Here is a 23589-nt window from a genome sequence, read left to right as displayed (position 1 = left end):
GGGGAGTTTTCGAATCCGCCCGGGGGCACCAGAGAAATATCGAGCCCGGTACCGCTACGGTGCCGGGCTCTTCTGGTTTAAGGCATGCCGGAGTATTCGCTGCTTCAGCTAAAGAAAGCGCCCGCTTGCTGGGGGAGCAAGCGGGCGCCTGTGAGCGAATATGTTTGCGGCGAGAGCCGTGATGAGCGGTGGGGTGGCGACTAGTTGGTCGTACCGGAATCGTCACCCGTGCCCGAGCCAGAGCCCGAACCCGAGCCAGAAAGTGCGACTGTTAGCGTGATCGTGCTGTCGGTGGACTGCTTGCCGGTGGGGGAGACGCCCGTAACGGTGGCATCCTCGTTACCGCTCACGGGATTGCCGTTCTGGTCACAGAAGCCAATGTTATAGAAACCGGCGTTGTTGAGCGCGGTAACGGCGGCGGAAATGCTCTTGCCGTACAGGTTGCCCGGGACGGTGGCCTTGCCGGACTTCTTGGCAATGACGACGGTAATCGTGGCGCCGGGCTTCTGCTTGCCGCTGGGGTTCCAGCTGATCACGGTGCCCTCGGTAACCGAGTCGTTCTCCTGGTAGCTCACGTCGACGCCAAAGCCTGCCATATCGAGGGCGTTGCGCGCCTGGGCCTCGGTCATGTCGGTCAGGTCGGGGACGGACGTGGTATCCGGGCCGCTCGAGACCTTGTACGAGATGGCCGTGCCCTTCGCGACTTCCTTACCGGCTCCGGTGCCCTGCTCAAAGACCTGGCCCTCATCGGCCTCGTTGGCCTCCTCGGAGGCGTTGCCCTTCAGGCCAACGCTTGCCAGCGCGGCTTCTGCCTGGTCCTTGGTCAGGCCGACAAGCTGGGGAACCTCAACCTTCTCGGAGGGCTTGGGGCCCTTGGAGATTACCAGGTTCACCTTGGTGCCCTTGGCCTTCTTGGTGTTGCCGTTGGGCGTCTGCTCGGCGACCTTGCCCTCGTCGACATCGTCGTTGTAGCTTTGGTCGATGGTGCCGACCTCGAGGCCGGCTTCCTTGATCAGCTCGAAGGCAGTCTGCTGGTCCTTGCCCAGCACGTCGGGCACGGTGACCTGCTCGCCGCCAAAGAGTCCTGTGGCAAAGGCCACCACGATGCCGATGACGGCAACGGCTGCCACCACGGCGGCGATGATCTTGTTCTTGTTGGATTTGGGCTCTTCGACCTCGTAGGAGCCGGTGGAGCCCGAAACCGAGCTACGGGCGGTATTCTGGCCGCTCACGCCCGAGACGGGACGCACCATGGCGCGCGTCTGATCGGAAAGCTCGCGAGTCTTGGTGGCGCCCAACTCACCGGGGGCACCGATGATGCGCGTGGGCTCCGAGACGTTGACGGCACGGCCCGACAGGTAGCTGTTGAGCACCTGACGCAGCTCGTCGGCGGTCTGGAAGCGGTTTGCGGGGTCCTTCTCCATGCACTTGAGGATGATGCGCTCAAGGTCGGCGTCGACACCGGAGTTGATCTGGCTCGGCGGAATAGGCAGCTCGTTGACCTGCTTGAGTGCGACCGAGATAGCGTCGTCACCGTCAAAGGGAACGCGGCCGGTGGCGCACTCATACATCACGACGCCCAGCGAGTAGATATCCGAGGTGGGGCCGAGGTCCTGACCACGGGTCTGCTCGGGGCTGACGTAGTGGGCGGTTCCCAGCACGTTGTTGTCTTGCGTGAGATGGCTGTTCTTGGCGCGCGCGATGCCAAAGTCCATCACCTTGATGTTGCCGTCGGGCAGCACCATGATGTTCTGCGGCTTAATGTCGCGGTGGATGATCTCGTGCTTGTGGGCGACCGAAAGTGCGGAGCTGATCTGCGAGCCGATCTGGGCGACCTTCTTGGGGTCGAGGGCGCCGTGGCTCTTGATGCCGCTCTTAAGGTCGGTACCGCGCAGGTACTCCATGACGATGTAATAGGTGTCGCCGTCCTTGCCCCAATCGTAGACGCCCACGATATAGGGGGAGGAGAGACCGGCTGCTGCCTGGGCCTCCTGCTTAAAGCGTGCGGCGAAGGTTGCGTCGCCAGCATACTGCGGCAGCATGATCTTGACGGCAACCGTGCGGTCGAGGACCTGGTCCTGTGCACGGTAGACGGTCGCCATGCCGCCTGTCCCCACCTTATCCTTGAGGAGGTATCTTCCCCCGAGGACCCTCTGTTCCATTCCTGCTCCTAACATAACTATTCGCTCAACGATGTGTGTAGTACCTATGATGTGGCCGCTGGGGCCGTGTGGCGCGTTGCCGCTAACTCTTCGGCCGCGGCGCGCCTCGGGTGTCCGATTCGATCATGGGCATCACGCTCCCTGTGCGGCAAGCGCCGCGGTCAGGACGATACCGGCGATCTTAGCGGCCTTGACGTCATGCTTGTCGAAATCCTCCAAGGCCACCGAGATGGCGACCGTGGGTGAATCGTAAGGTGCAAAGCCAACGAACATTGAGTTGACGTTGGTGCCGCCGGTCTCGGCCGAGCCGGTCTTGCCGGCGACCTTGACGCCTGGGATCTGGGCATCGGTGCCGGTGCCGGACTGGACGACGGCAAGCATGGCCTGCTTGACCTGGTCGGCCGTGGCGGAGCTGACGGCCTGGCCCAGCGAGCGGGACTGCGTGGTCTTGACCACGGTTCCGTCCGGGGCGAGTACCTGGGCTACAAAGTACGGGTCCATGACCACGCCGCTGTTAGCGATGGCGGCGGCAATCACGGCGTTTTGCATGACGGTGGTCTGCGGGCCGGGCGTATGGTCCATGCCGACAGGCTGGCCGGCGCCGGCCCAGGCGGTCTCCCACTCGGTCATGAGCGACGGGTCGGCCATGATGGAGGCCGCGGAGGTCAGGTCCTGGCCGAGCTTTTGGCCGTAGCCAAAGGCGTTGGCAAACTGCACGAGCGTGTTTGCGCCAACTTCGTTTGCCACCTGGCCAAAGACGACGTTGGAGGACACGGCAAAGGCCTGCTGCAGGCTGATGGTGCCGTAGCTCTCGTTGGCATAGTTGGTGACCGGTGCGTTGCCGATGTCCATGGAGCCGGGCGCCTGGTAGGTGCTGGTAAGGCTGGCGGTACCGGTCTCGAGTGCCGCGGAAAGCGTAACGACCTTAAACGTTGAGCCCGGCGTGTACAGCGCGTCCATGGCGCGATTGTACATGGAGCCGTCCTCGCCGCCGCCCGTCTGCAGCAGGGCATCGATGTTGGTGTTGTCGTAGGTGGGCGAGCTGGCACATGCGAGCACCGCGCCGGTACGCGGGTCGATGACCACTACAGCGCCCTTAAAGCCCTTGAGTGCCTGCTCGGCCGCCGTCTGGATGCGCGAGTCGATGGTGAGCTTGGCGGTGTTGCCCGGCTGGGTCTGGCCCGCGAGCGACGCGATGGCGTTGTTCCAGCTGGAGTAGTCCTTAGAACCGGTGAGCGTGTCGTTCATGACGCTCTCGATGGCGGTGGTGCCATACTGCTGGCTCACGTAGCCAACCACGTGCGCTGCCAGGTTACCGTTGGGGTAGGAGCGTACGTAGGTGCCGTCCTCCTGTTGCAGCGACTCGGCCAGCGTCACGCCGTCGGACGTGATGATGGAACCGCGCTGGATGTACTTGGAGCGGGCGATGGTGTGGTTGTTGGTCGGCATGTCCTGATAGTCCTTGGCCTTAATGACCTGGACATAGGTGAGGTTGCCGATAAGGATGGCGAACAGCGCCGTAAAGGCGAGCACCGCACGGGTTAGACGGTTGGCGAGCGCCACGCGGCCGAGTACACCGGATTCAGGCGTGTCGAGCAGGCGACGTCGCATGCGCGAGCCGACGGAATGGCTGCCGCTGCCGTAGGAAGACGAGGTGGCAAAGCGCGTGCCCGTCGGGGCGGCGGCAGATGCGACCTGATCATCGGTGATGGCGGCCATGGTGCCGGTGCCGGTAAGCTCGGCCTCGCGTCCGGTAGCCTCGTCACCGGCGCGCAGCAGGAGCGCGACGATGATAAAGCTCGCCAGCAGCGAGGAGCCGCCCTGGCTCATAAAGGGCAGAGTGACGCCGGTCAGCGGGATCAGGCGGGTGACGCCGCCCACGATCAAAAAGGCCTGGAAGCTGATGGCTGCCGTAAGACCGGTGGCGCTAAAGGCGGCGAGGTCGGATTTAGCGCGGGCAGCTGTGGTGAGGCCACGCACGGCAAAGAGCATAAACAGGATGAGCACGGCGCCGCCGCCCAAAAGACCCATCTCCTCGCCGATGGCCGAGAAGATAAAGTCGGACTCGACGACGGGGATGTTGTTGGCCATCCCGTTGCCGATGCCAACGCCGACCAGACCGCCGTCGGCAAGCGAGAAGAGCGACTGGACAATCTGATAGCCCTGGCCCTGGGCGTCCTTAAACGGATCGACCCAAACCTGGAAACGCACCTGAACGTGCGACAGGAACTTGTAGGCGCCCACGGCTCCAACGGCTAAGAGCGCAAGGCCGATAACGACATACGAAAAGCGCCCCGTGGCAACGTAGAGCATCAGCAAGAAGATGGTGTAGAACAGCACGGCCGAACCCAGGTCGCGTTCGAAGACGACGACGAGCAGGCACACACCCCACACGGCAAACAACGGCAGTAGCAGTCGCAGGCGAGGGATCTTAAAGCCCAAGATCTTGCGGTTGGAGATGGAGAGCAGCTCGCGGTTCTCGGCCAGGTACCCGGCCAGGAACAGCACGATAAAGACCTTGGCGAACTCGCCGGGCTGGATGGTAAAGCCCGCGATGCGAATCCACAGCTTGGAGCCCGAGATCGTGGTGCCGATAAAGATAGGCAGCATCAGCAGAATGATGCCGATGATGCCAAAGGTGTACTTGTAGCGCATGACCACGTCGAGGTTTTTGACTAGTGCAAGCGTTCCCACCATGAGCGCCACCGAGACAAACAGGATGATGAGCTGTGAGATGGCGAGAGCGGGGGCGAGACGCGTCACGAACGTGATGCCGATGCCCGAAAGTATAAATACGATGGGCAGGATGGCGGGGTCGGCACCGGGCGCCAAGATGCGCACGGCAATGTGGGCCGCGGCAAAGGCGGCAAAGAGGCCGATCGGTACGGCGAGCGTCTCAAAGGAGATGGCAGCGCCCGCGGTGAGGACGTACATCGCATACAGCAGGATGACGGGGAACGCCGAGGCGATGAGCAAGAGCAGCTCGGTGTTGCGGCGACTCATAAGCGGCACTCCCTTTCTAATTCTTATCGGAGGCTTCGGCCTCGGCGGACTGTTCGGCGGTTTTCTCGGAATCTGATTCGGAGGTCGATCCCTGATTGGTGTTGTCGCGAATCGTTTGCGCGTCGATCACCTGGCGGGTCTGCTCCTCGTCGATCTGGTGGCGGTACTTGGATATCGTGTCCTGCGCATCGTCGACACTTGTTTGCGGAATGCCCGCCTTGAGGCGGTTTTGCGTGTCTTCGGGCAGGTCGGACAGCTTAATGCTGGTTTCGCTTTCGAGCCAGTGGAGCTTGAGTCCGAGCGGCTTGCCGGGCAGGCCGCGCCAGACGGCGACATTGCCCTGGTGGGTACCCAGGTAGTACGAGCCGGTGACACCCGTGTAGGCCCAGATGCCAGCTGCCAGCACAAAGACGAGGGCCAGGATGGCGGCGATGGTAATGTTGCGGCGACGCACGCGTTGCGCCTCGCGCATAACGCCATCGTCAACCAGGTCAACGACTACTACGGTCACGTTGTCGTGGCCGCCGGCGGCAAGCGCCGCGTCCACTAGGTTGTCGACGCAGATTTGCGCGGTTGAGGACTGCGTGGCGATGTTCTCGATATCGCTGTCGGGAATCATGCTCGAAAGGCCGTCGGAGCACAGGATCAGGCGGTCGCCTTCCTCGATATGCAGAGTGAAGTGGTCGGCATACATGGCGGGGTCCGAGCCCAGCGCACGGGTGATGACCGAACGGTTGGGGTGGACGCGAGCCTCGTCTGCCGTGATCTCGCCGGCGTCCACGAGCTCCTCCACGTAGGAGTGGTCGCGGGTCACGCGGATGAGCGTGCCCTCGTGGAGCAGGTAGGCGCGCGAGTCGCCCACGTGGGCGATGGCGAGCGTGTCGTTTTCGATATAGGCGCAGGTGGCTGTGCAGCCCATGCCGGGCTTGCCCAGGCCGTTCAAGGCGGCCTCGATTACGGCGGCGTTGGCTGCCTCGACGGCTGCGGCCAGGCGTGCTGCGTCGGCGGACTGTGGGGCCGTCTTGGCTATAGTCTCGACAGCGATAGAAGAGGCTACCTCGCCGGCGGCGTGACCGCCCATGCCGTCGCATACGCAAAAGAGCGGCGACTGCACCAGGTAGGAATCCTCATTGTGCGGGCGCACACAGCCAACGTCGGAGCGGGCGCCCCACATGAGTTGCGTGGTGGTGCCGGCATCATAGGTCGAGTCGGTCTCGATGCGCTCCTCGGTCAGGGGCTCAAAGCTCATGGTCGAGCCGGGGTCTTTGAGCTTGGCCTCAACGGCGGCAACGTCGATTTCGGCTGTGTCACCGGGAGAGACGGTGTCGGTCTCGGCGTTTGATTCGGAATCGCCGGTGTCCGGGGAGTCGGACTCCTCGGACACGCGGGCGGTCGACTCGTCGTCTTGCGGGCTGACGTCTATAGGCTCGGGCGCCGGCGTAGGCGCGGGCGCAACCTCGGATGCCGGGGCTATGGGAAACGCCGGCGCGGCGGGCTCGGGTGCCGCAAACACCGCAGCGCTCTCGTTGATTGCCGCGGCGACGGGCTCTGCAAAGTGAGCCGGCGCCGGGGTTGCTTCGGGCGCTGTGGGCTGTTCCGCAGCATGTGCGCCGATGGGCGCCGCTACGGCATCCTCTTCGTCCTCGTTATCGGCGAGATCCGAAATATCATGCGTTACATGCGAAAGAGGCAGGGAGAACACGGTGTCCTCGGGTTCCACGGGTGCGGAGCCCGCCGGAGCGGCGTGGGCCGGTGCAGCTGCGGCGGCAGCCGGTGCCTCGGTCATGGTTGCGGACTTGTTCTCCTCGTCGATCATCGACGGTTCACCTTCATGACCACGTCGCCAATCTGGACTTCGTCGCCCTCACGCAGCGTCGCGGGCTCCACGAGCTGGCGGCCGTTGACGAGCGTGCCGTTAAGCGAGTTGAGGTCCTCGATGATGAGCGCCGGGCCCTGCAGCGAAAAGCGCGCGTGCGAGGCCGAAACGAACGGTTCGTTGATGCAGATGTCCGAAGATGGCGAGCGACCGACGATGACGGGGCCGAGCATGTCTACGTGGATGCCGCGGATACCGCGCGGACCCTTGTCCACATCAATCGTCCAGATAGCCGAGTCGCGGCGCTGCCCGCGCACAAGTCCCACGCCGGTCTTCATGACGGCGAACAGGAAGATATAGAGCAGGGCGACCAGGACGATGCGGCCTGCAAAAAGGACGATATCGATGTTCATAAGCGACTATCCCCTAAATTCAAAGGTACTCAGGCCAAACGTCAGCAGATCGCCGTTGCGCAGCGGGCAGCGCGTAATGCGGCGGTTGTTGACGAGCGTGCCGTTGGTGGAATTGAGGTCCTCGATCGACCAATCCGAGCCCGTAAAGGTGAGCTGGGCGTGGCGGCGCGACACGTTGGGGTCGCGCAGGGCAATGTCGGAAACTGAGCGCTCGCGACCGATGGTCACCTGTGCGGAGGTGATGCTATGGCTCTCGCCGCTCACGACGTCGACGAGCTGGGCGAGCGGGCGCTGCGGGGCGCGAGTGCTCGCCATGTTGGAGGCGATGCCGGCTGCAGCGCCTAGGCCCACGGCGGCACCGGTCGCGGCGGCTCCGCCCATGCCGGCAAGCGCGTCGCGCGAGACGGTCTGCGGCACCGGGATAGGAGCGGCGGGGTCGGGGACGCTAGGCGCGAAGGGGTCTGCCACGGCAAGCGGGTCGGGAGCGGCGGCGCGAGGCGTCGGCTGCTGCTGGGGCATGGCGGCGGGGCGCTGCTGCTGCGGGGCAGCAAACTGCTGCTGGCCGGCGCGCGGGGCGCTGGCGGCACGGCTTGCCGCGGAGTTGTTCTGGCCCAGGCCGTTCTGATAGGCGCGCTCTTCTTCGTACAGGCGGCCGAGCGTGGGGGCATCGACGTTCTCGGCAAAGACCGAGAACTTGCCGGCGCGCAGCTGCGGATCGATCATAAAGCGCACGAGGGGCTCGCCGACAAAGACATAGCGGCGCTTTTCGGCCTGCGCCTTCACGAACTCGCGGACCTCGCGCGAAAGCTCGGGGTAGAACGGGGCGAGCATGGGATCGTCGTCGGCGGCGATAAGGATGGTATAGAGTGCCGGCGCCGTGTTGACGCCGTTAATCACCAGAGTCTGATCCTCCATGTCGCGAGCGGCCTGCTTGGCAAGCTTCTTAAAGGAGAACGGGGCACGGGTGGCACCGAAGATGCCGGCCACGTGGTCCTCGAAGATGTTCAGGAAGTTCACGAAAGATCACTCTCCGTATAGGTTCTTTGGTATCCGAGCAAATATAGGCATATCCCAACGATTATAGAGGATAGGATTCCCGCAACCGCCGCCTTGGCGATGACCGCGGCTGCAAGGCTGGCAATTTCCATATGGTGTGCAAGACAGGACGCCGCTGCGCAGCCGATGCCGGTGACAGCGATGGCGGCGATTGCGGCAAGGTTTGAGCCCTGATTGGCACGCTTGGCATGGACATTGAGCAGCGCAGATGACGCCGCGGCAGTTGCCGCGACCAGTACAAAGGCAGCCCAAAGGAGCGGGTCTCCCAGCGCTGCGGCAACGTTACCGAGCCCCAGCACGCCTCCGGCTGAAAGCGCGACCGTGGCCAGACGGGCAAAAAGCGCGCCCATGCCCGTTGCCGCGGCGGCGTTTGCCGGGCCGAGCCAAAATGACGCGACGCCGGCGGCGACCCCAGCTGCCAGGAAGGTATTGCCGGTCAGACAGCCAAGCGCGAGCGCACAGGTGAGCGCGGCGCTCGCGGCAGCCTCGGTGCGACCCCAGGCGATCCACCAACCGGACATGGCAGCGGCAAAGATCACCGCGACCGGCAACATCGACAGGATGCCCTGCGCCTGCATGGTGGCGTTGGCCATGAGCACCAAAAAGCCCACAGCCGAGATGGCCGAGCCGATCTGGGGGGCCAGGCCAGCCGCCGCGCCGATCGCGATGGCCGCAATGACCAGGCCGGGAAGCGCCGCGACCCCGGCCGTTTGCATCAGCAAAAAGCTAAAGGTGCCGCACGTTAGCGCCGAGATAGCGCGCATGGTGTAGTCGCGCGCATGGCTCCAGCGCGTGCCCGCCCAGCCGAGTGCGGGGTCGACCTCGATGGCGTTGTCCTCGTAGTGCGACGGCTCGATATCGTCGAGCTCCTGCTCGTCATCCGAAAGCTCGCCAACCATTTGCTCCAGGCTGCGACGGCCTTCGCGCACGCTGCCCAGACCGGCAAGGAGCTGGTCGCAAAATGCCTCGATGCTGTTGGGGCGGTCCTGCGGCATGGGGGAGAGCGCGCTCATGAGCGCGGCCTCGGCTCCCGGGGGAAAGTGTGGTATCAGCTCGCTGGGATAGGTGGCGCCGCCGATGATGCGGTCGAGCGAGTCGGCGGGCGTGGCCGCCATAAAGGGAGCGCTGCCGCACAGGCCCTCGTAGATCACACAGGCGAGGGCAAAGACATCGGCGCGCTCATCGACCGTGCCGGTCTCGATATCGAGCTGCTCGGGCGGCATGTAGCCGATGGTGCCGCCTCGCGAGCCGCCAAAGCCACCGGCGGACGACAGTCGCGCCATGCCAAAGTCGGTGAGCTTTACATTGCCCGAGTGGTCGATGAGCACGTTGGCGGGCTTAATGTCCAGGTGGAGTACGCCATTACTATGGGCGAAGGTGAGCGCCTGGCCCAGGGCATCGGCAATGGCTGCGGCCTCGTCAAGGGTAAGTGAGTGGCCGTCCACGCGGTGCAAAAACTCGGCCAGCGACATGCCATCGACATATTCCATAACCAGGTAGGCATAGGCTGTGTCGTGCGTAAAGTCGATGACCTGCACGATATTGGGATGTTGAAGCATGGCGGCGGTGTGCGCCTCGCGCAGGACATCCATGATGTCGCTGGCGGGCATGCCGGCACCGTTGATAAGGGGGATGCGCTTAATGGCGACGCGGCGGCGCAGGTGCGTGTCGCGGCAGATCTCGATGGAGCCAAAACCGCCGGTCGCAAGTGTCTCGAGCGGCTGGTACCGCTTGAGCAGCTCGCGAGAGCTGGTGCCCTCCAAAGGAACGTCCGGCGAGAACCGGGCGGTATGTTGCGGGAAAAGCGGCATGGCCAACCCTCGTGCGTTTAAAGTTCGTTTGCGAGCGGCGGGCGCGGGGCCGAGCCATTCGCGGTGGCATAGATGCTGCTAGTGTAGCACGCTCGGGCGGATGGCGAGGATAACGGGATGCGAGGCTGCCTGTCTGTCTTGGCCTTAGCGCTTCTTCTTGTTCTTCTTCTGCTTGCGCTGCTTGCCCTTGGTCTCCTGGGGCTTGTCGCCCTGTTTGGCTTCGGCAGCGGCCTTTTCTGCCTTCATCTTCTTGCGCTTGGTCTCGATGCGGAGTTTTTTGTTGATGCGCGCCTTAAGGAAGGTGCCGAACTGCTCGGCATCGCCGCGAATAAAGGTGTCCTTAGGGATCGTCACGCCCTGGTCGGCGAACATGGCCACAAAGATGCGCTCGCCGTCGAGTACGTGGTCGAGCTTGTCAAACGGGAAGAACTGCGACTTGCCGCTCTTGCCCCAAACCATCAGGCCGTCCTCGTTGGCGGCGACGCGGCGATAGCGGCCACCCATGGACTCGTCGGCCTCGACGGCGTCGATAAAGTCGCGGGCGAGCGTGTGGTGCAGGTTCTTGCTCCACCAGGCCAAAAAGGCGCCGAACACGATCAGCACGACGCCGAACTTGATCCAGCTGCCGCCGGCCAGCAGCATGCCGATGCCGATGAGCGCGGCAATTGCCGCGGCGACATACAGCGAGCCACGGCGCCTGGGCGAGGCGACCAGGCGCGCAAAGTCGGTGACCAGGTCGTTTTCGTACTGGTACTCGTTGAGGTACAGGATGCCGTCATCGGCCGCGGCCTGCTCTTCGAGCGTGACCTCGACCTGGTCGGCTGCTTCGGAGGGAACGAGGTTGCTCTCTGCGTCTGCCATGCTCTTTAGACTCCTATCGCGGCGGGCTCGCCGTACGGGTTATTATGAATGCAGTATGCCGTGCGACCGCATGGCCGTCGCGGCAACAAGTCTCAGTATACCCGGGGGAGCACCCATGGAATCGTTGTACCGAAAGTATCGCCCGCTCACCTTCGACTCCGTGGTGGGCCAGCAGCATATCGTCTCGACGCTCGAGCACGCCATCACCGAGGGACGCCTGTCCCACGCGTACCTGTTCTGCGGACCGCGCGGCACGGGCAAGACCACCATGGCGCGCATTCTGGCCAAGGCGCTGCTGTGCCGTAATGCCGAGGCAGCGCGCGCCGAGGGTGCAAGCGGCTGCATGCCCGACGGTACTTGCGAGGAGTGCGAGCTCATCGCCGAGGGCAACCACCCGGATGTCTACGAGCTCGATGCCGCAAGCCGCACGGGCGTGGACAATGTGCGCGAGGAGATCATCAACTCCGTCAACTTTGCCCCGGTGCGCGGCAAGTACAAGATCTATATCATCGACGAGGTCCACATGCTCACGACGGCGGCGTTCAACGCGCTGCTCAAGACTCTTGAGGAGCCGCCGGCACACGTGATCTTTGTGCTGTGCACCACCGACCCGCAAAAGATTCTGGAGACCATCCTCTCGCGCTGCCAGCGTTTCGATTTCCATCGCATCGGCAACGAGGATATCGAGCATCGCCTGGCATACGTGTGCGAGCAGGAGGGCTTCGATTACGACGATGAGGCGCTGGCTATCGTGGCGCGCCATGCCAAGGGCGGCATGCGCGACGCGTTGTCCACGCTGGAGCAGCTGAGCGTCTTTGGCAACGGTTCTGTGCATGCGGACGACGCCCGCTCGCTTTTAGGTGAGGTTTCGGACCAGATTTTGGGCGAGTTTTCCCGCGCCATTGCCGATCGCGATGTTGCCGAGCTCTATGGACTGATTCGTGCGCAGGTCGAGGAAGGAAACGACCTGCTGGAGCTGACGCGCGACCTGGTGGCGCACGTGCGCGACGTGTATGTGGCCTGCGTTGCCGGTGCCCGTGCCGAGCTGTTTGAGGGCGGGGCCGAGCAGGCCGAGGCGCTTGCTGCCGAGGCTGCTGCCTTTGGCGAGCATCCGGCCGACCGTCTGGCCCGCGTGCTGACGGTGCTCGATGATGCCGCGCTGGAGATGAGGGGCGCGAGCGACGTGCGCCTGGTGCTCGAGATCGCTTGCACGCGCCTGGCACGTCCCGAGGCCGATTTGACGATTGAGGCCCTGGCCGAGCGCGTGGCGCGCCTAGAGGCCATGGTCGCCAACGCCGCGGTGCCGGCGAGCGTGGCTGCTGCAGGTGCTGCGCCTGCAACTGTCTCGGCTGCACCTGCGACGACACAGCAACCGACGCTGATTTCGGGTGCCCGAGCTGCTACTCCTGCGGCGACCGTCGCCCCCGCTGCTACGTCCGCGCATCAGGGTGGCATGCCATGGGACCGCGGCGCTGCTGTTCCGGTTGCCCAGCCTGCGCCCAAGTCCGCGGCTCCTGCGCCGGCGCCCAAACCTGTAACGCCTGCACCTCAACCCGTTACGGCTCCGGCTCCCGTGCCTGCTGCATCGACCGTGCCGGTGTCCAAGCCCAATACTGCCGCTCAGGTTGCTGCCGCCGGCGCCGCCGAGACCCCCGCGGTCGAGGATCCCGGCGAGCTCCAGCGCAAATGGGCCGAGGTCGTCGAGCGCGTCAAGGCTCGTCAGGCTTCCTATGCAGGTCTGTTGCTCAACGCCCGCGCCACGGCCGACGACGGCTCCAAGCTCACCGTCTCGTTCCCTGCGGGCTCGACCTTTGCCATCAAGATGCTCGGACGCGCCGACACGCAGTCGGTGGTCCTGCCGACGGTCTGCGCGGTCTTCGGTCGTCGCACCGTCGACTACGTCCTGGATGGAGGTGGCACGCCGGCTCCTCAACATGAGGAGCATTCTCCATCTGCACGGGCTGCGGCATCTGCGGACCCGCAACCCGTGTCCTCGGCGGCCCCTGCATCCTCGAGCGCCAGCGCGACGCAGCCAAAAGCGGCGCCGGTAGCGGCACCGACCCCATCGGCGCCTGAACCCGCTGTGCCCAAACCGGCTGCTCCGATCCCCGCGCCCAAGCCCGCTGCCGCGCCCGCGCCCAAGTCATCCGACCTGGCTAAGGCCCCCTGGCTGCGCTCCGACAATCCTGCCGGCGCTCCCGCCACGGGCAAGCTCCCGACCGAGCCCGCGCCCCGAGCGCCCGAGCGCGCGTCCGCTCCCAAGGCTCAGCCCGCCGAGCTGTCTGCGCCGTGGGAATCCGAGCAGGTGCCCTACGACGACACCATGGTCGGCGGTTTTGCTGCCGATGCCGGCGGGGACGATCTACCCCCGTTCGACGTGCCGGGTGCGGCGTCCGCGCCCAAGCCCGCTGCAACTGCCCCCAAAGAGGAGGACGCCCCCGCTGCCCCTTGGGAGTCCAACCCCGGCGCCGGCAGTCCCTTCGGCCACCAGGGCGCAGCCCCGAGCATCCCGCAGACCGAGGATGAGGCCAAGGCCCTCATCCGCAGCGTCTTCGGCCAGGCCACCATCTTCAAACCGGTGGAGTAACCGTGCGGGCGGGTATGCTGCTCAAGAAGAGATCTCTTTGCCCGGGCGCATCTGTATTTCGGACATGTGCAACGCGGTGCCGTGTATCTCGCATTCGAGCAGACAGGTACGTGACGGTCGGCCTAGGATGCTGAGGTCGATACGATATGTCGCATGGCTGTCCGTGTGCTCGACTTGCTCGGCGTTGACGGTTGCTCCGATTGTCGATAAAGAGCCTAGTTCGGCATCGACAATCTTGGAGTCCTTTATCTTGACCTTGAACTCTTGGTAGAGGGACGGGCTGTTGTAGTAAATGGTTCGAGTTCCGTCGGTGCACTCATCGGTCGCTTCCCATTTGACGATGGGCTGGTCCGAGCTGGCTATCAGCAGTTCTGCTCCAAAGGCTATGGCATGGGTGATGACAACCAGCAATGCCCAGCCGACAAAGAGATAGAGAACCAAATATGCAACGGGGTGTTTTGAGCGGATGTTTTGGAGCACGTCGGGGGCATTCATGGGGCACCTCCAAATTGCTATCTATGGCAATCAAATTATACCTCGCCGTCATGAGCGCCGCCTCGAGTAGTGGCTCGGCATTTAGCCATTTAGTGGTACGCATTAAATGTCGGATTCCGGCTCTACAAGATTTAGCTTTAAATATTATGCAGATGCGAATTATTCAACTTCGCATAATTTTTGGGTGCGGCTTGCACTCCAGGACATGTATATCGACTGAGGTAGCGTGTCCGCCCCGTTCGCTGGCCTCGCGCCGTGGTACGATTTTTGAGTTTGAAAGTCCCGCCGTGCTCCGGCTGCCCTTGCAGCTCGGCGTGCGGCCGCACGTAAAGGAGCCATCATGGCCGGTATGAACATGCAGCAGATGATGAAGCAGGCTCGCAAGATGCAGGAGCAGCTTGCCGCCGCGCAGGAGAACCTCAAGTCCCAGACCGTCGACGCCTCTGCCGGCGGCGGTATGGTCAAGGTGACCGTCAACGGCGAGATGGAGCTCGTCAACCTCACCATCGACCCTGATGCCCTCGATCCCGAGGACGTCGATATGCTGCAGGATATGATCATGGCTGCCGTCAACGAGGCCGTCCGCGGCGTCAACGAGCTCGCCAACAAGCAGATGGGCGCCATCACCGGCGGCCTCAACATCCCGGGCATGCCGTTCTAAGACACGCATATATATGAGTGCGAATCACAGTCTGCAAAAACTGCTCGATGAACTGGGTCGTCTGCCGGGCATTGGTCCCAAGTCGGCCCAGCGCATCGCCTATTACCTGCTCGAGGCCGATGCCGAGGAGGCCCGCCGCCTGGCCGAGGCCATCCTGGAGGTCAAGCAGGAGGTCCACTTTTGCAGCCGTTGCTTTAACTACGCCACGGCCGACGAGTGCTCCATCTGCCAGGACCCGATGCGCGATACCACTCGTATTTGCGTGGTGGGCGAGCCGCGCGACGTCCAGGCGATCGAGCGCACGGGCAGCTACCACGGCCTGTACCATGTGCTGGGCGGCGTGATCAGCCCCATGGACAAGATTGGCCCTGAGCAGCTGCACATCCGCGAGCTGCTGGCGCGTCTGGGCCACGAGGACATCCACGAGGTCATCATCGCCACCAACCCCAATATTGAGGGCGAGACCACGGCGAGCTATCTGGCCCGTACCATCAAGCCGTTGGGCGTCGAGGTGTCGCGTCTGGCAAGCGGCCTTCCCGTGGGCGGCGACTTGGAGTATGCCGACGAGCTTACGCTTGGCCGCGCCATAGAGGCCCGTCGCGCGATTTAGGTGGCGAGCCTGCTCCTGCTGTATGTTTTCCTCGCGACTCACGGGGTGGTCATAATTTCCCCGTGCGACTGTGAGTTTGTTGTGCAACAAAGATGCTTCGTATCCGCTTATCGCATGGATGCTTCCGCTCGCATCCTTAATTTGCCCATTCGTTGCGCAACCTTTTGGGTTCGCTGATACACTCAAATATGGATTTGAATGAATGCGCCGCTTCTGAGCGGCGTGTTTTTCTTGGAGGAGAACGCATGCGGCCCGGTGGCACTCAGACAAAGCGCGGCGCCGCGGTGCGCATGCGACGCCGACTGGGCTTGGCGCCGCGGGCGTACGCACTGCTATCGTGCTCGCTGGTGCTGGTCATAGCTGGCGTTTCTGCCTATGGCATGACCGTGCCGTCCATGATGCAGGCGCATGCCGCACGCGAACCGCGCGTGGGGCATGAGGTCAAAAGTGATCTGGGTACCACGACTGGATATGCTTGGGCAAGTGTGGTCGCGCATATTGTGTTTGGCACTGACGATGCGGACGGCGCCGAGGCCCCGGACAACGAAGTCACGCTTGCCAATGGCAAAACCATCGTGCTCACCAACACCAAGATCATCGATCGGTTGTCCAACAATAGCGTGGCGGCAACGGTGAATAAGGTCGAGCAGCAGAAGGAGCAGGACGCCCAGCAGTCCGGAAAGCCCGGTAGCTCGGATACTTCTGGCTCCGGCTCGGATTCATCGAGTTCGGGCGGCGGCTCTGGGTCGGGTTCCTCTACCGGAGGGTCTGGAAACGGCGGCTCGACGGGCGGCAACACTGACAACGATACAAACTCCGGTGGCCTTTCCGCTGCTGAAGAAGAGAGCATTCACAGTTGGCTTGTGACCAAGTACAACATGCTCGACGGCTATGTTTCTCGTGCCAATGACGTGGTCTCGACCTATAACTCTACGGGAGATCCCAGACCGTGCGACAGCCTGGCGAATGACATGTTTGCCATCCGTGCTGAGTTCGGTCGACAAAGGTTCTCGACCGAATCTAAGTGGTATCAGCAGTATGCCAATCTGTGGGGCTGTTACACCAACCTATGTCAATGGGTCGGCCATTACGGCGATGATGACGTCGCGCTCGGTAACTTCAACAATAACGTGGCGGCGCTTGCCCTATGATGACCGATCTTGCATCCACCACACCACAATCGCTCGGTCGCGATCCCATGGTCGGTCTGCGCCTGGCGCGTGTCGACGGGTTTGAGCCGGCCATTGCGCTCGGCCAGGACGAACTGCCTGCCTATCTGCGTCGTTTTACGATGCTGTTTGCCGACGATGCCACCATGCGCCGTGGCGGTATCGGCCGCGTGACGCGTGCCGTCAACGCCCAAGGCGAGGCCGTGGCACTCAAACAGCTCATCTTGCCGACGCGCGATGAGTTTGACGACGATGCCGCTCACGAGGCGCTGGTCGCCAAGTTCAAGGCGGCGTTTCGCGAGGAATACGAATGCCATCGCGCCCTTTCGGGCCTTAAGGGCTTTCCCCGCCTCTATGGCTGGGGCGAGGTCGACGGTGTGCCTGCAATTGTCATGGAATGGGTCGAGGGCGAGACGCTTGCCCGCTTGCGTTCGCGACTTGCCGTGGACGATGCCGGACGCCTGTCGCCGCTTGTGGCGGCGCGTCTGGGTCGCGACCTGTTCGATCTGCTCTGCCGTATGAGCCTGGTGGGCGAGGGCTTTGTCCATCGCGATATCTCGCCCGCTAATATTATGGTGCGCACGGCGCGTCTACCGCTTGACCGGCAGCTTGCCGAGGGCACCTTTGACCTGTGCCTGATCGACTTTGGCTCGTCGCTGGCGCTTGAGCCTGCGTCGGCCGTGGCCGGTACCGGCGGCAAGGCATCCTTTACCGAGCGCTATGCCACGCTGCGTCGCGCGACGGTTGCCTATGCCCCGCCCGAGATGCTCACCGACGATATTCCCGACCTGAGCGCTTTACGTATGTCGCCGGCGATTGACGTCTATGCCGCGGCAAGCACGGTTTACGAGCTCATTGCCGGCGTCGCGCCATACGAAGCCGCGCCGAGCACTTCGGGCGCCTCGGGTTCGCGCAAAAAGACGCGCGACATCGCGAGCCCCTACCGTCTCAAGATGGACACGCGGCCCGACTATCCCATTGGTGCCCATGCGCCCGGTTGTGATTTGACTCAGCTGCTTCGTCGTGAGCCCGATGTGGCGCTCGCCGCGGCCGAGCAGGCCCAGCAGCTAGGGCTTGAGCCGGATTCCGAAGAGCTACGCGATGCGCTGGCGTTTGTCGATGCCCAGCTGTTCGACGTGGTGATGGCCTGTCTGTCCAGCCATCAAAAAGATCGTCCCGAGCCGGCGGCGGTCGAGGCGGCGCTCTCAGCGTTTTGTGACCACTATGCGCAAAATGTCGGCCGTTCGCTCCGCGGCGAGCCGCTCACGCCGTGCCCCATGGATGCGTCTGGCCGCGCGGTTCGTCGCGCGCTGATGGTCGGCGCGACGGTCGTCTGTGGCGTGGTTTGGGCTGTGATCGTGGTTTCGGCCGCGCTGCTGGCGTCGGGCGCTCGCGTGACGGCGACTTTGGGATCGCTCGTGTGGTCTGGGTCGCTACCGGGTATTATTGCCGCACTGGCGTTGGCGCTGCCAGGCATAGCCGGCGTTGCCGCGGGGGCGCTTGCGCGCGATCGGCGCTCGGGCTTCCTGCAGGGTGTGCTTGCGCTTTCTGCCTGCGAGGTTCCGGTGCTGGTTGTGGCTGCATGTAGCGTATTTTCCCAACGCGCCGTGATGGGCGGCCTTGTTGCCGCTCTGGTTGCAACCTATACGCTTACGTGGTTTTTGCTTGCGATGGGCTTTGCCTTTGAACTTCCCGTTTCGGCACCACGACGCACAAAAGCCCAGATGGCGACTCCGCTTGCCGGTGGAGCCGCAGCTGCCCGTACTTTTGGCGGACCTGTCGAAGTATCGTCCGATTCTATTTCTACGACTAAGGAGGCCTAGGTCATGGCATCTCAAGTTGAGCTCACCCCATGCGGGGCCATGTTTGACATCTTTAAGCGCGCGGCGCATCTGAGCCATATCGAGCTGTGCGGCTTGGTGCTTTCGTCCCGTCCGCTCGCCGACGGCCGCAGCCCACAGAGCCGAGCCGCCGATCGCTCTTGGGTTTCCCGCTTTATCGTTCGCGCGCCGGTCGGCACGCTTCAGCATCGCTACTTTGCCGAATACGGTACCTCGGCTGCGCGTATTATGTCGCAACTGGCCCTGCGCCAGCGCAATCCCATGGACTCCACGGCTGTGATCAATATGGTGTGCGGTCCTGCAGGTGAACCGATGGTACGCGCGCTCGAAGAGTGCCACCAGGACACGAATCTCTATCGCAACGCGCTCGATCGCCTGTCCCAGGCGGCGGAACTCATGCCCGCCGAGCGCGCCGAGGCCGTGCTGGTGCTGTTTGTCGCCGTCGGTTGTTCGGCGGATGTGCGGTCCTCGATGAACTATGCCATCGACTACGCGCACGCGACCTGTGGCGGAGGCACATCCACGCCGCGTTCGCTTGGCATGTCGATGACCGCGGGCGAACGCGAACCCGCCCCGGCGCACCCCTTGGGCTTGCTGCGCGTACAAAACAGTTTTGTCGTGAGCGCCCCGCGCTGGATTCAGCCGAGTGAGCAGGGTGTTGAGATTGGCGCGCTGGCCACTGGCGAGGGCGATATTACCGACGTCGGCGACGATGTCTCGGCCCGCCATGCCCATATCTGGTGCGATGCTCAAAATATCTGGCCCGTCGAGGACTTGTCGTCCACCAACGGAACCGTGGTGGTAAACGGGGCCACGCGCGTCTGCATTCAGGTCGAACCCGGCCGTTCCGCCCAACTCAATCCCGGCGACGAGCTCAAGCTCGGCGAATCCACTACCTACGCCATTCTCTTCGGTGCCCTTTAGCCAGTCCTGCCAAATGGCCCCTCCGTCCCCAAGGGATCATTTTGCTCCCGGCAGTCACCCGAGGTAAACCTTTACCGCCCGCCTATATTTGCCGAAATTACACTTGACGGCGGGGTACAATAAACCCGCATGCGGATTTCCGTTGCGGGCGCTTCCCATCGCCGGGGCGTGCCCGGGAGCATCCGGCATGCGGCCTTTGCGGCGCTCGGTCATGTGCAAGACGGGTAGCTGGGCTTGTGGAGCGCGTGCAGCCCTCCTCGCCTCGGCATGCCTTCTCTCCACGCCATGTACCTGCTGCTGAGCCTGCCTGCCAGATGATTGGAAGCAACAGCGAAAATCCCATCACGCCAACATCCCGGCGATCGCCGGGGCCTGTATACCTATATGAGAGGAGAGGGGTATATGGCGCGTAAGTTTAAGTCTATGGACGGCAACGAGGCGGCCGCATATGTTTCGTATGCGTACACCGAGGTAGCGGGAATCTATCCCATTACGCCGTCCAGCCCGATGGCCGACCATGTCGACCAGTGGGCGGCCCAGGGTCGCAAGAATATCTTCGGCACCCCGGTCAAGGTCGTCGAGATGGAGTCCGAGGCAGGTGCAGCCGGTACCGTTCACGGTTCGCTGGGCGCCGGTGCTCTGACCACCACCTACACGGCTTCTCAGGGTCTGCTCCTGATGATCCCGAACATGTACAAGATCGCGGGCGAGCAGCTCCCGGGCGTCTTCCACGTCTCCGCGCGTTGCGTCGCTTCCCACGCCCTGAACATCTTTGGCGATCACTCCGACGTCATGGCCTGCCGCCAGACCGGTTTCGCCATGCTCGCCGAGGGCAACGTCCAGGAGGTCATGGACCTCTCGCCGGTGGCTCACCTTGCCGCCATCGAGGGTAAGACCCCGTTCCTTAACTTCTTCGACGGCTTCCGCACCAGCCACGAGATCCAGAAGGTCGCCATGTGGGACTACAAGGATCTGGCCGAGATGTGCGACATGGACGCCGTCCAGGCTTTCCGCGACCACGCGCTCAACCCTGAGCACCCGCACACCCGCGGCAGCCACGAGAACGGCGATATCTTCTTCCAGAACCGTGAGGCCTGCAACAAGGTCTACGACGAGCTTCCCGCCGTCGTCGAGGGCTACATGAAGAAGATCAACGAGAAGCTCGGCACCGATTACGGCCTGTTCAACTACTACGGCGCTCCCGATGCCGACCGCGTCGTCGTGTGCATGGGCTCCTTCTGCGACGTGCTCGAGGAAGTCATCGACTACCTCAACGCCCACGGCGAGAAGGTCGGCCTGGTCAAGGTCCGTCTGTTCCGTCCGTTCTCCATCAAGCACTTCGTCGACGTTCTCCCCGAGACCGTCCAGAAGATCGCCGTTATGGACCGTACCAAGGAGCCGGGTTCCATCGGCGAGCCGCTCTACCAGGACGTCGTCTCCGCTCTCTACGAGGCCGGCAAGACGGGCATCAAGGTCGTCGGCGGCCGTTATGGCCTGGGCAGCAAGGACACGCCTCCCGCGTCCGCGTTCGCTGTCTTCGAGGAGCTCAAGAAGGACGAGCCCAAGCGCGAGTTCACCATCGGCATTGTCGATGACGTGACCAACCTGAGCCTGCCCGAGGCCGAGGATGCGCCCAACACCGCAGCCCCCGGCACCATCGAGTGCAAGTTCTGGGGTCTGGGTGGCGACGGTACCGTCGGCGCCAACAAGAACTCGATCAAGATCATCGGCGACCACACCGACAAGTACGTCCAGGCCTACTTCCAGTACGACTCCAAGAAGACCGGCGGCGTCACCGTCTCGCACCTGCGCTTCGGTGATTCCCCGATTCGCTCGCCGTACTACGTGACCAAGGCCGACTTTGTCGCCTGCCATAACCCCAGCTACATCGTTAAGGGCTTCAAGATGGTCCGCGACGTCAAGCCGGGCGGCACCTTCCTGGTCAACTGCCAGTGGAGCGACGAGGAGTTCGCCGAGCACATGCCCGCCGTGGCCAAGCGCTACATCGCGAACAACAACGTCAACGTCTACCTGATCGACGCTATCGACCTGGCCGCTAAGGTCGGCATGGGCAAGCGCACCAACACGGTGCTCCAGTCCGCCTTCTTCGCGCTGGCCAAGGTCCTGCCCGCCGAGGACGCCCTGCAGTACATGAAGGACGCGGCTACCAAGTCCTACATGAAGAAGGGCCAGGCTATCGTCGACGCCAACCACAAGGCCATCGATGCCGGCGCTACCGCCTTCCGTAAGTTCGAGGTTCCGGCCGACTGGGCTACCGCCGAGGATGCCGCTCCCGTCGAGCTCTCCGAGGAGACCAAGTCCGCTATCGCCCAGCAGGTCAAGAACCTGCTCGAGCCCATCGATCGCATGGACGGCGACAGCCTGCCTGTTTCCGCCTTCGTCGATTGCGCCGACGGCCAGTTTGAGCTGGGCGCCTCCGCATACGAGAAGCGCGGCGTCGCCGTGGTCGTTCCCCACTGGGACGAGACCAAGTGCATCCAGTGCAACCAGTGCGCCTATGTGTGTCCGCATGCCACCATCCGTCCGTTCGCGATGACCGAGGACGAGGCTGCCGCCGCGCCCGAGGCTACCCGCACGCTTGACGCCATGGGCCCCAAGGCCAAGGGCATGAAGTTCACCATGGCCGTGTCCCCGCTCGACTGCATGGGCTGCACCAACTGCGTCAAGGTTTGCCCCAAGGGCGCCCTCGAGATGGTTCCCACCGAGCAGGAGATGGACCAGCAGCCCGTTTGGGACTACATGGTCGAGAACGTCTCCGAGAAGAAGGAGCTCATCGCGGCCAACGTCAAGGGCAGCCAGTTTAAGCAGCCCTACCTGGAGTTCTCCGGCTCCTGCGCCGGCTGCGCCGAGACCGCCTATGCACGTCTGGTGACCCAGGTCGCCGGCGACCGCATGTTCATTTCCAACGCCACCGGCTGCTCCTCCATTTGGGGCAACCCCGCTGCCACCGCTCCTTACTGCAAGGACAAGGACGGTCACGGCCCGGCGTGGAACAACTCCCTGTTCGAGGACAATGCCGAGCACGGTCTGGGCATGGCCGTCGGTTACGAGGCCGTCCAGAAGAAGCTGATCGCCGCTACCCAGGACATCATCGCTGCCGATGGTCCGTCCGATGAGCTCAAGGCCGCCGGCCAGGCTTGGATCGACTCCGTCAACGACGCCGAGGCCTCCAAGACCGCTGCTGCTGCCTACGTTGCCGAGCTCGAGAAGTGCGGCTGCGACGCTTCCAAGGCGATTCTCGCCGACAAGGCTTACCTCACCAAGAAGTCCTTCTGGATCTTCGGCGGCGACGGCTGGGCCTACGACATCGGCTTCGGTGGCCTGGACCACGTCCTGGCTTCCGGCCACAACGTCAACGTCTTCGTCTTCGACACCGAGGTCTACTCCAACACCGGCGGTCAGGCCTCCAAGGCCTCGAACCTGGGCCAGGTCGCTCAGTTCGCCGCTGCCGGTAAGGTGACCAAGAAGAAGTCCCTGGCCGAGATTGCCATGAGCTACGGCTACGTCTACGTGGCGCAGGTCGCCATGGGCGCCAACCCGGCTCAGACCCTCAAGGCCATCCACGAGGCCGAGGCCTACGACGGCCCGTCCCTCATCATCGGCTACAGCCCCTGCGAGATGCACTCCATCAAGAAGGGTGGCATGCAGAACTGCCAGGCCGAGATGAAGAAGGCTGTCGAGTGCGGTTACTGGAACCTCTTCCGCTTCAACCCCGAGGCTGCTGCCGGCAAGAAGTTCTCGCTCGATTCCAAGGAGCCCGCGGGCGGCTATCAGGAGTTCCTGATGAACGAGGCCCGTTACGCTTCGCTGACGCGTTCCTTCCCCGAGCGCGCCGAGGAGCTCTTCAAGGAGAATGAGCAGGCCGCTATGGACCGCTATCAGCATCTGCTGAAGCTCAAGACGGTGTACAACGAGGCCTAGGTCTCCCACCGCAGGATCTGAGGGCTAACCTTCGCGGACGTCCTCGGACATGAAAGAACCCCCGCTGCGCATTGAACTGCCTCCCATTTCTTGGACATGAGAAATGGGAGGCTTTTTATGCGTGTCGACTTGAGGGTGAAGCACGACATCGTGGCCAGGAAGGCGGCGATCGGGCTCTTCGAGCGAGGCCACGGCTCCGAGTCGGCGGCGAAGGCGCTGTCGGTCCCGCGCGACACCG

General features: G+C 63.4%; 15 protein-coding genes. 7 read left to right on the top strand and 8 right to left on the bottom strand.

Annotated features, from left to right (window positions below):
• Window positions 1-200 precede the first annotated feature (200 nt).
• The 7 genes from pknB to GDJ93_RS09995 all read right to left on the bottom strand — a co-directional run bounded on the left by pknB (window position 201) and on the right by GDJ93_RS09995 (window position 11122).
• Window positions 201-2162 carry a Stk1 family PASTA domain-containing Ser/Thr kinase gene (pknB, locus tag GDJ93_RS04120; RefSeq protein WP_152067844.1) on the bottom strand — a complete coding sequence of 654 codons (1962 nt, stop codon included), beginning with the start codon at window positions 2160-2162 and terminating at the stop codon, window positions 201-203.
• Between the two features lie 132 nt (window positions 2163-2294).
• Complete coding sequence (locus tag GDJ93_RS04115; protein WP_152067843.1) at window positions 2295-5165, bottom strand: FtsW/RodA/SpoVE family cell cycle protein; 2871 nt, start codon at window positions 5163-5165, stop codon at window positions 2295-2297.
• Window positions 5166-5181: 16 nt separating this feature from the next.
• Window positions 5182-6981 (bottom strand): Stp1/IreP family PP2C-type Ser/Thr phosphatase, encoded by a 1800-nt coding sequence (locus tag GDJ93_RS04110; RefSeq protein ID WP_152067842.1) that lies wholly within the window; start codon window positions 6979-6981, stop codon window positions 5182-5184.
• On the bottom strand, window positions 6978-7394 hold the full coding sequence (locus GDJ93_RS04105; protein ID WP_006235180.1) for an FHA domain-containing protein: 417 nt from the start codon (window positions 7392-7394) through the stop codon (window positions 6978-6980). Before GDJ93_RS04105 ends, GDJ93_RS04110 begins: the two co-directional genes overlap by 4 nt.
• 6 nt (window positions 7395-7400) lie before the next feature.
• Window positions 7401-8411, bottom strand: coding sequence for an FhaA domain-containing protein (locus GDJ93_RS04100; RefSeq protein WP_070097545.1), 1011 nt, complete (start codon window positions 8409-8411; stop codon window positions 7401-7403).
• Entirely contained in the window at window positions 8408-10261 is a 1854-nt protein-coding gene (locus GDJ93_RS04095) for a serine/threonine-protein kinase (RefSeq protein WP_152067841.1), read from the bottom strand. Before GDJ93_RS04095 ends, GDJ93_RS04100 begins: the two co-directional genes overlap by 4 nt.
• Before the next feature lie 144 nt (window positions 10262-10405).
• Window positions 10406-11122: a hypothetical protein gene (locus GDJ93_RS09995; protein WP_193221443.1), complete on the bottom strand. Its 717-nt coding sequence runs from the start codon at window positions 11120-11122 to the stop codon at window positions 10406-10408.
• A 115-nt stretch (window positions 11123-11237) separates the two neighbouring features.
• Between GDJ93_RS09995 and dnaX the strand changes: the two genes are divergently transcribed.
• Window positions 11238-13709 (top strand): DNA polymerase III subunit gamma/tau, encoded by a 2472-nt coding sequence (gene dnaX / locus GDJ93_RS10200; RefSeq protein ID WP_193221442.1) that lies wholly within the window; start codon window positions 11238-11240, stop codon window positions 13707-13709.
• 21 nt (window positions 13710-13730) lie between these two features.
• Here the strand turns inward: dnaX and GDJ93_RS04080 are convergent, their stop codons facing one another.
• A complete protein-coding gene (locus GDJ93_RS04080) occupies window positions 13731-14204 on the bottom strand; it encodes a hypothetical protein (RefSeq protein WP_152067838.1) in 474 nt (157 codons plus the stop codon).
• A 340-nt stretch (window positions 14205-14544) separates the two neighbouring features.
• Here GDJ93_RS04080 and GDJ93_RS04075 point away from each other — a divergent pair, with 340 nt between their 5' ends.
• From GDJ93_RS04075 to nifJ, 6 genes are all read left to right on the top strand, one after another.
• Window positions 14545-14865 (top strand): YbaB/EbfC family nucleoid-associated protein, encoded by a 321-nt coding sequence (locus tag GDJ93_RS04075; RefSeq protein ID WP_006235174.1) that lies wholly within the window; start codon window positions 14545-14547, stop codon window positions 14863-14865.
• Between the two features lie 13 nt (window positions 14866-14878).
• On the top strand, window positions 14879-15475 hold the full coding sequence (gene recR / locus GDJ93_RS04070; protein WP_006235173.1) for a recombination mediator RecR: 597 nt from the start codon (window positions 14879-14881) through the stop codon (window positions 15473-15475).
• 245 nt (window positions 15476-15720) lie between these two features.
• Window positions 15721-16626 (top strand): hypothetical protein, encoded by a 906-nt coding sequence (locus GDJ93_RS04065; RefSeq protein WP_152067837.1) that lies wholly within the window; start codon window positions 15721-15723, stop codon window positions 16624-16626.
• The gene (locus GDJ93_RS04060; RefSeq protein WP_152067836.1) at window positions 16623-18467 is read left to right on the top strand and encodes a serine/threonine protein kinase; all 1845 of its coding nucleotides are present in this window, start codon (window positions 16623-16625) and stop codon (window positions 18465-18467) included. Before GDJ93_RS04065 ends, GDJ93_RS04060 begins: the two co-directional genes overlap by 4 nt.
• Before the next feature lie 3 nt (window positions 18468-18470).
• Window positions 18471-19409, top strand: a complete 939-nt coding sequence (locus tag GDJ93_RS04055; protein ID WP_152067835.1) for an FHA domain-containing protein — start codon at window positions 18471-18473, stop codon at window positions 19407-19409.
• A 402-nt stretch (window positions 19410-19811) separates the two neighbouring features.
• Window positions 19812-23351, top strand: a complete 3540-nt coding sequence (nifJ, locus tag GDJ93_RS04050) for a pyruvate:ferredoxin (flavodoxin) oxidoreductase (protein ID WP_138340895.1) — start codon at window positions 19812-19814, stop codon at window positions 23349-23351.
• Window positions 23352-23589: the final 238 nt, after the last annotated feature.

The sequence above is a fragment of the Collinsella aerofaciens genome, assembly GCF_902501475.1.
In the GTDB taxonomy this organism is placed as follows: domain Bacteria; phylum Actinomycetota; class Coriobacteriia; order Coriobacteriales; family Coriobacteriaceae; genus Collinsella; species Collinsella aerofaciens_AL.
The sequence above is the reverse complement of the archived record's forward strand: the minus strand, read 5'-3'. Positions and strand labels throughout refer to the sequence as shown.

Bases quoted from the DNA above. Each gene is read 5' to 3' on its own strand.
- pknB (WP_152067844.1), bottom strand. From the start codon at position 2,162: ATGGAACAGAGGGTCCTCGGGGGAAGATACCTCCTCAAGGATAAGGTG.
- GDJ93_RS04095 (WP_152067841.1), bottom strand. From the start codon at position 10,261: ATGCCGCTTTTCCCGCAACATACCGCCCGGTTCTCGCCGGACGTTCCT.
- GDJ93_RS04060 (WP_152067836.1), top strand. From the start codon at position 16,623: ATGATGACCGATCTTGCATCCACCACACCACAATCGCTCGGTCGCGAT.
- nifJ (WP_138340895.1), top strand. From the start codon at position 19,812: ATGGCGCGTAAGTTTAAGTCTATGGACGGCAACGAGGCGGCCGCATAT.
- GDJ93_RS04110 (WP_152067842.1), bottom strand. From the start codon at position 6,981: ATGATCGACGAGGAGAACAAGTCCGCAACCATGACCGAGGCACCGGCT.
- GDJ93_RS09995 (WP_193221443.1), bottom strand. From the start codon at position 11,122: ATGGCAGACGCAGAGAGCAACCTCGTTCCCTCCGAAGCAGCCGACCAG.
- dnaX (WP_193221442.1), top strand. From the start codon at position 11,238: ATGGAATCGTTGTACCGAAAGTATCGCCCGCTCACCTTCGACTCCGTG.
- GDJ93_RS04065 (WP_152067837.1), top strand. From the start codon at position 15,721: ATGCGGCCCGGTGGCACTCAGACAAAGCGCGGCGCCGCGGTGCGCATG.
- recR (WP_006235173.1), top strand. From the start codon at position 14,879: ATGAGTGCGAATCACAGTCTGCAAAAACTGCTCGATGAACTGGGTCGT.
- GDJ93_RS04105 (WP_006235180.1), bottom strand. From the start codon at position 7,394: ATGAACATCGATATCGTCCTTTTTGCAGGCCGCATCGTCCTGGTCGCC.
- GDJ93_RS04080 (WP_152067838.1), bottom strand. From the start codon at position 14,204: ATGAATGCCCCCGACGTGCTCCAAAACATCCGCTCAAAACACCCCGTT.
- GDJ93_RS04115 (WP_152067843.1), bottom strand. From the start codon at position 5,165: ATGAGTCGCCGCAACACCGAGCTGCTCTTGCTCATCGCCTCGGCGTTC.
- GDJ93_RS04075 (WP_006235174.1), top strand. From the start codon at position 14,545: ATGGCCGGTATGAACATGCAGCAGATGATGAAGCAGGCTCGCAAGATG.
- GDJ93_RS04055 (WP_152067835.1), top strand. From the start codon at position 18,471: ATGGCATCTCAAGTTGAGCTCACCCCATGCGGGGCCATGTTTGACATC.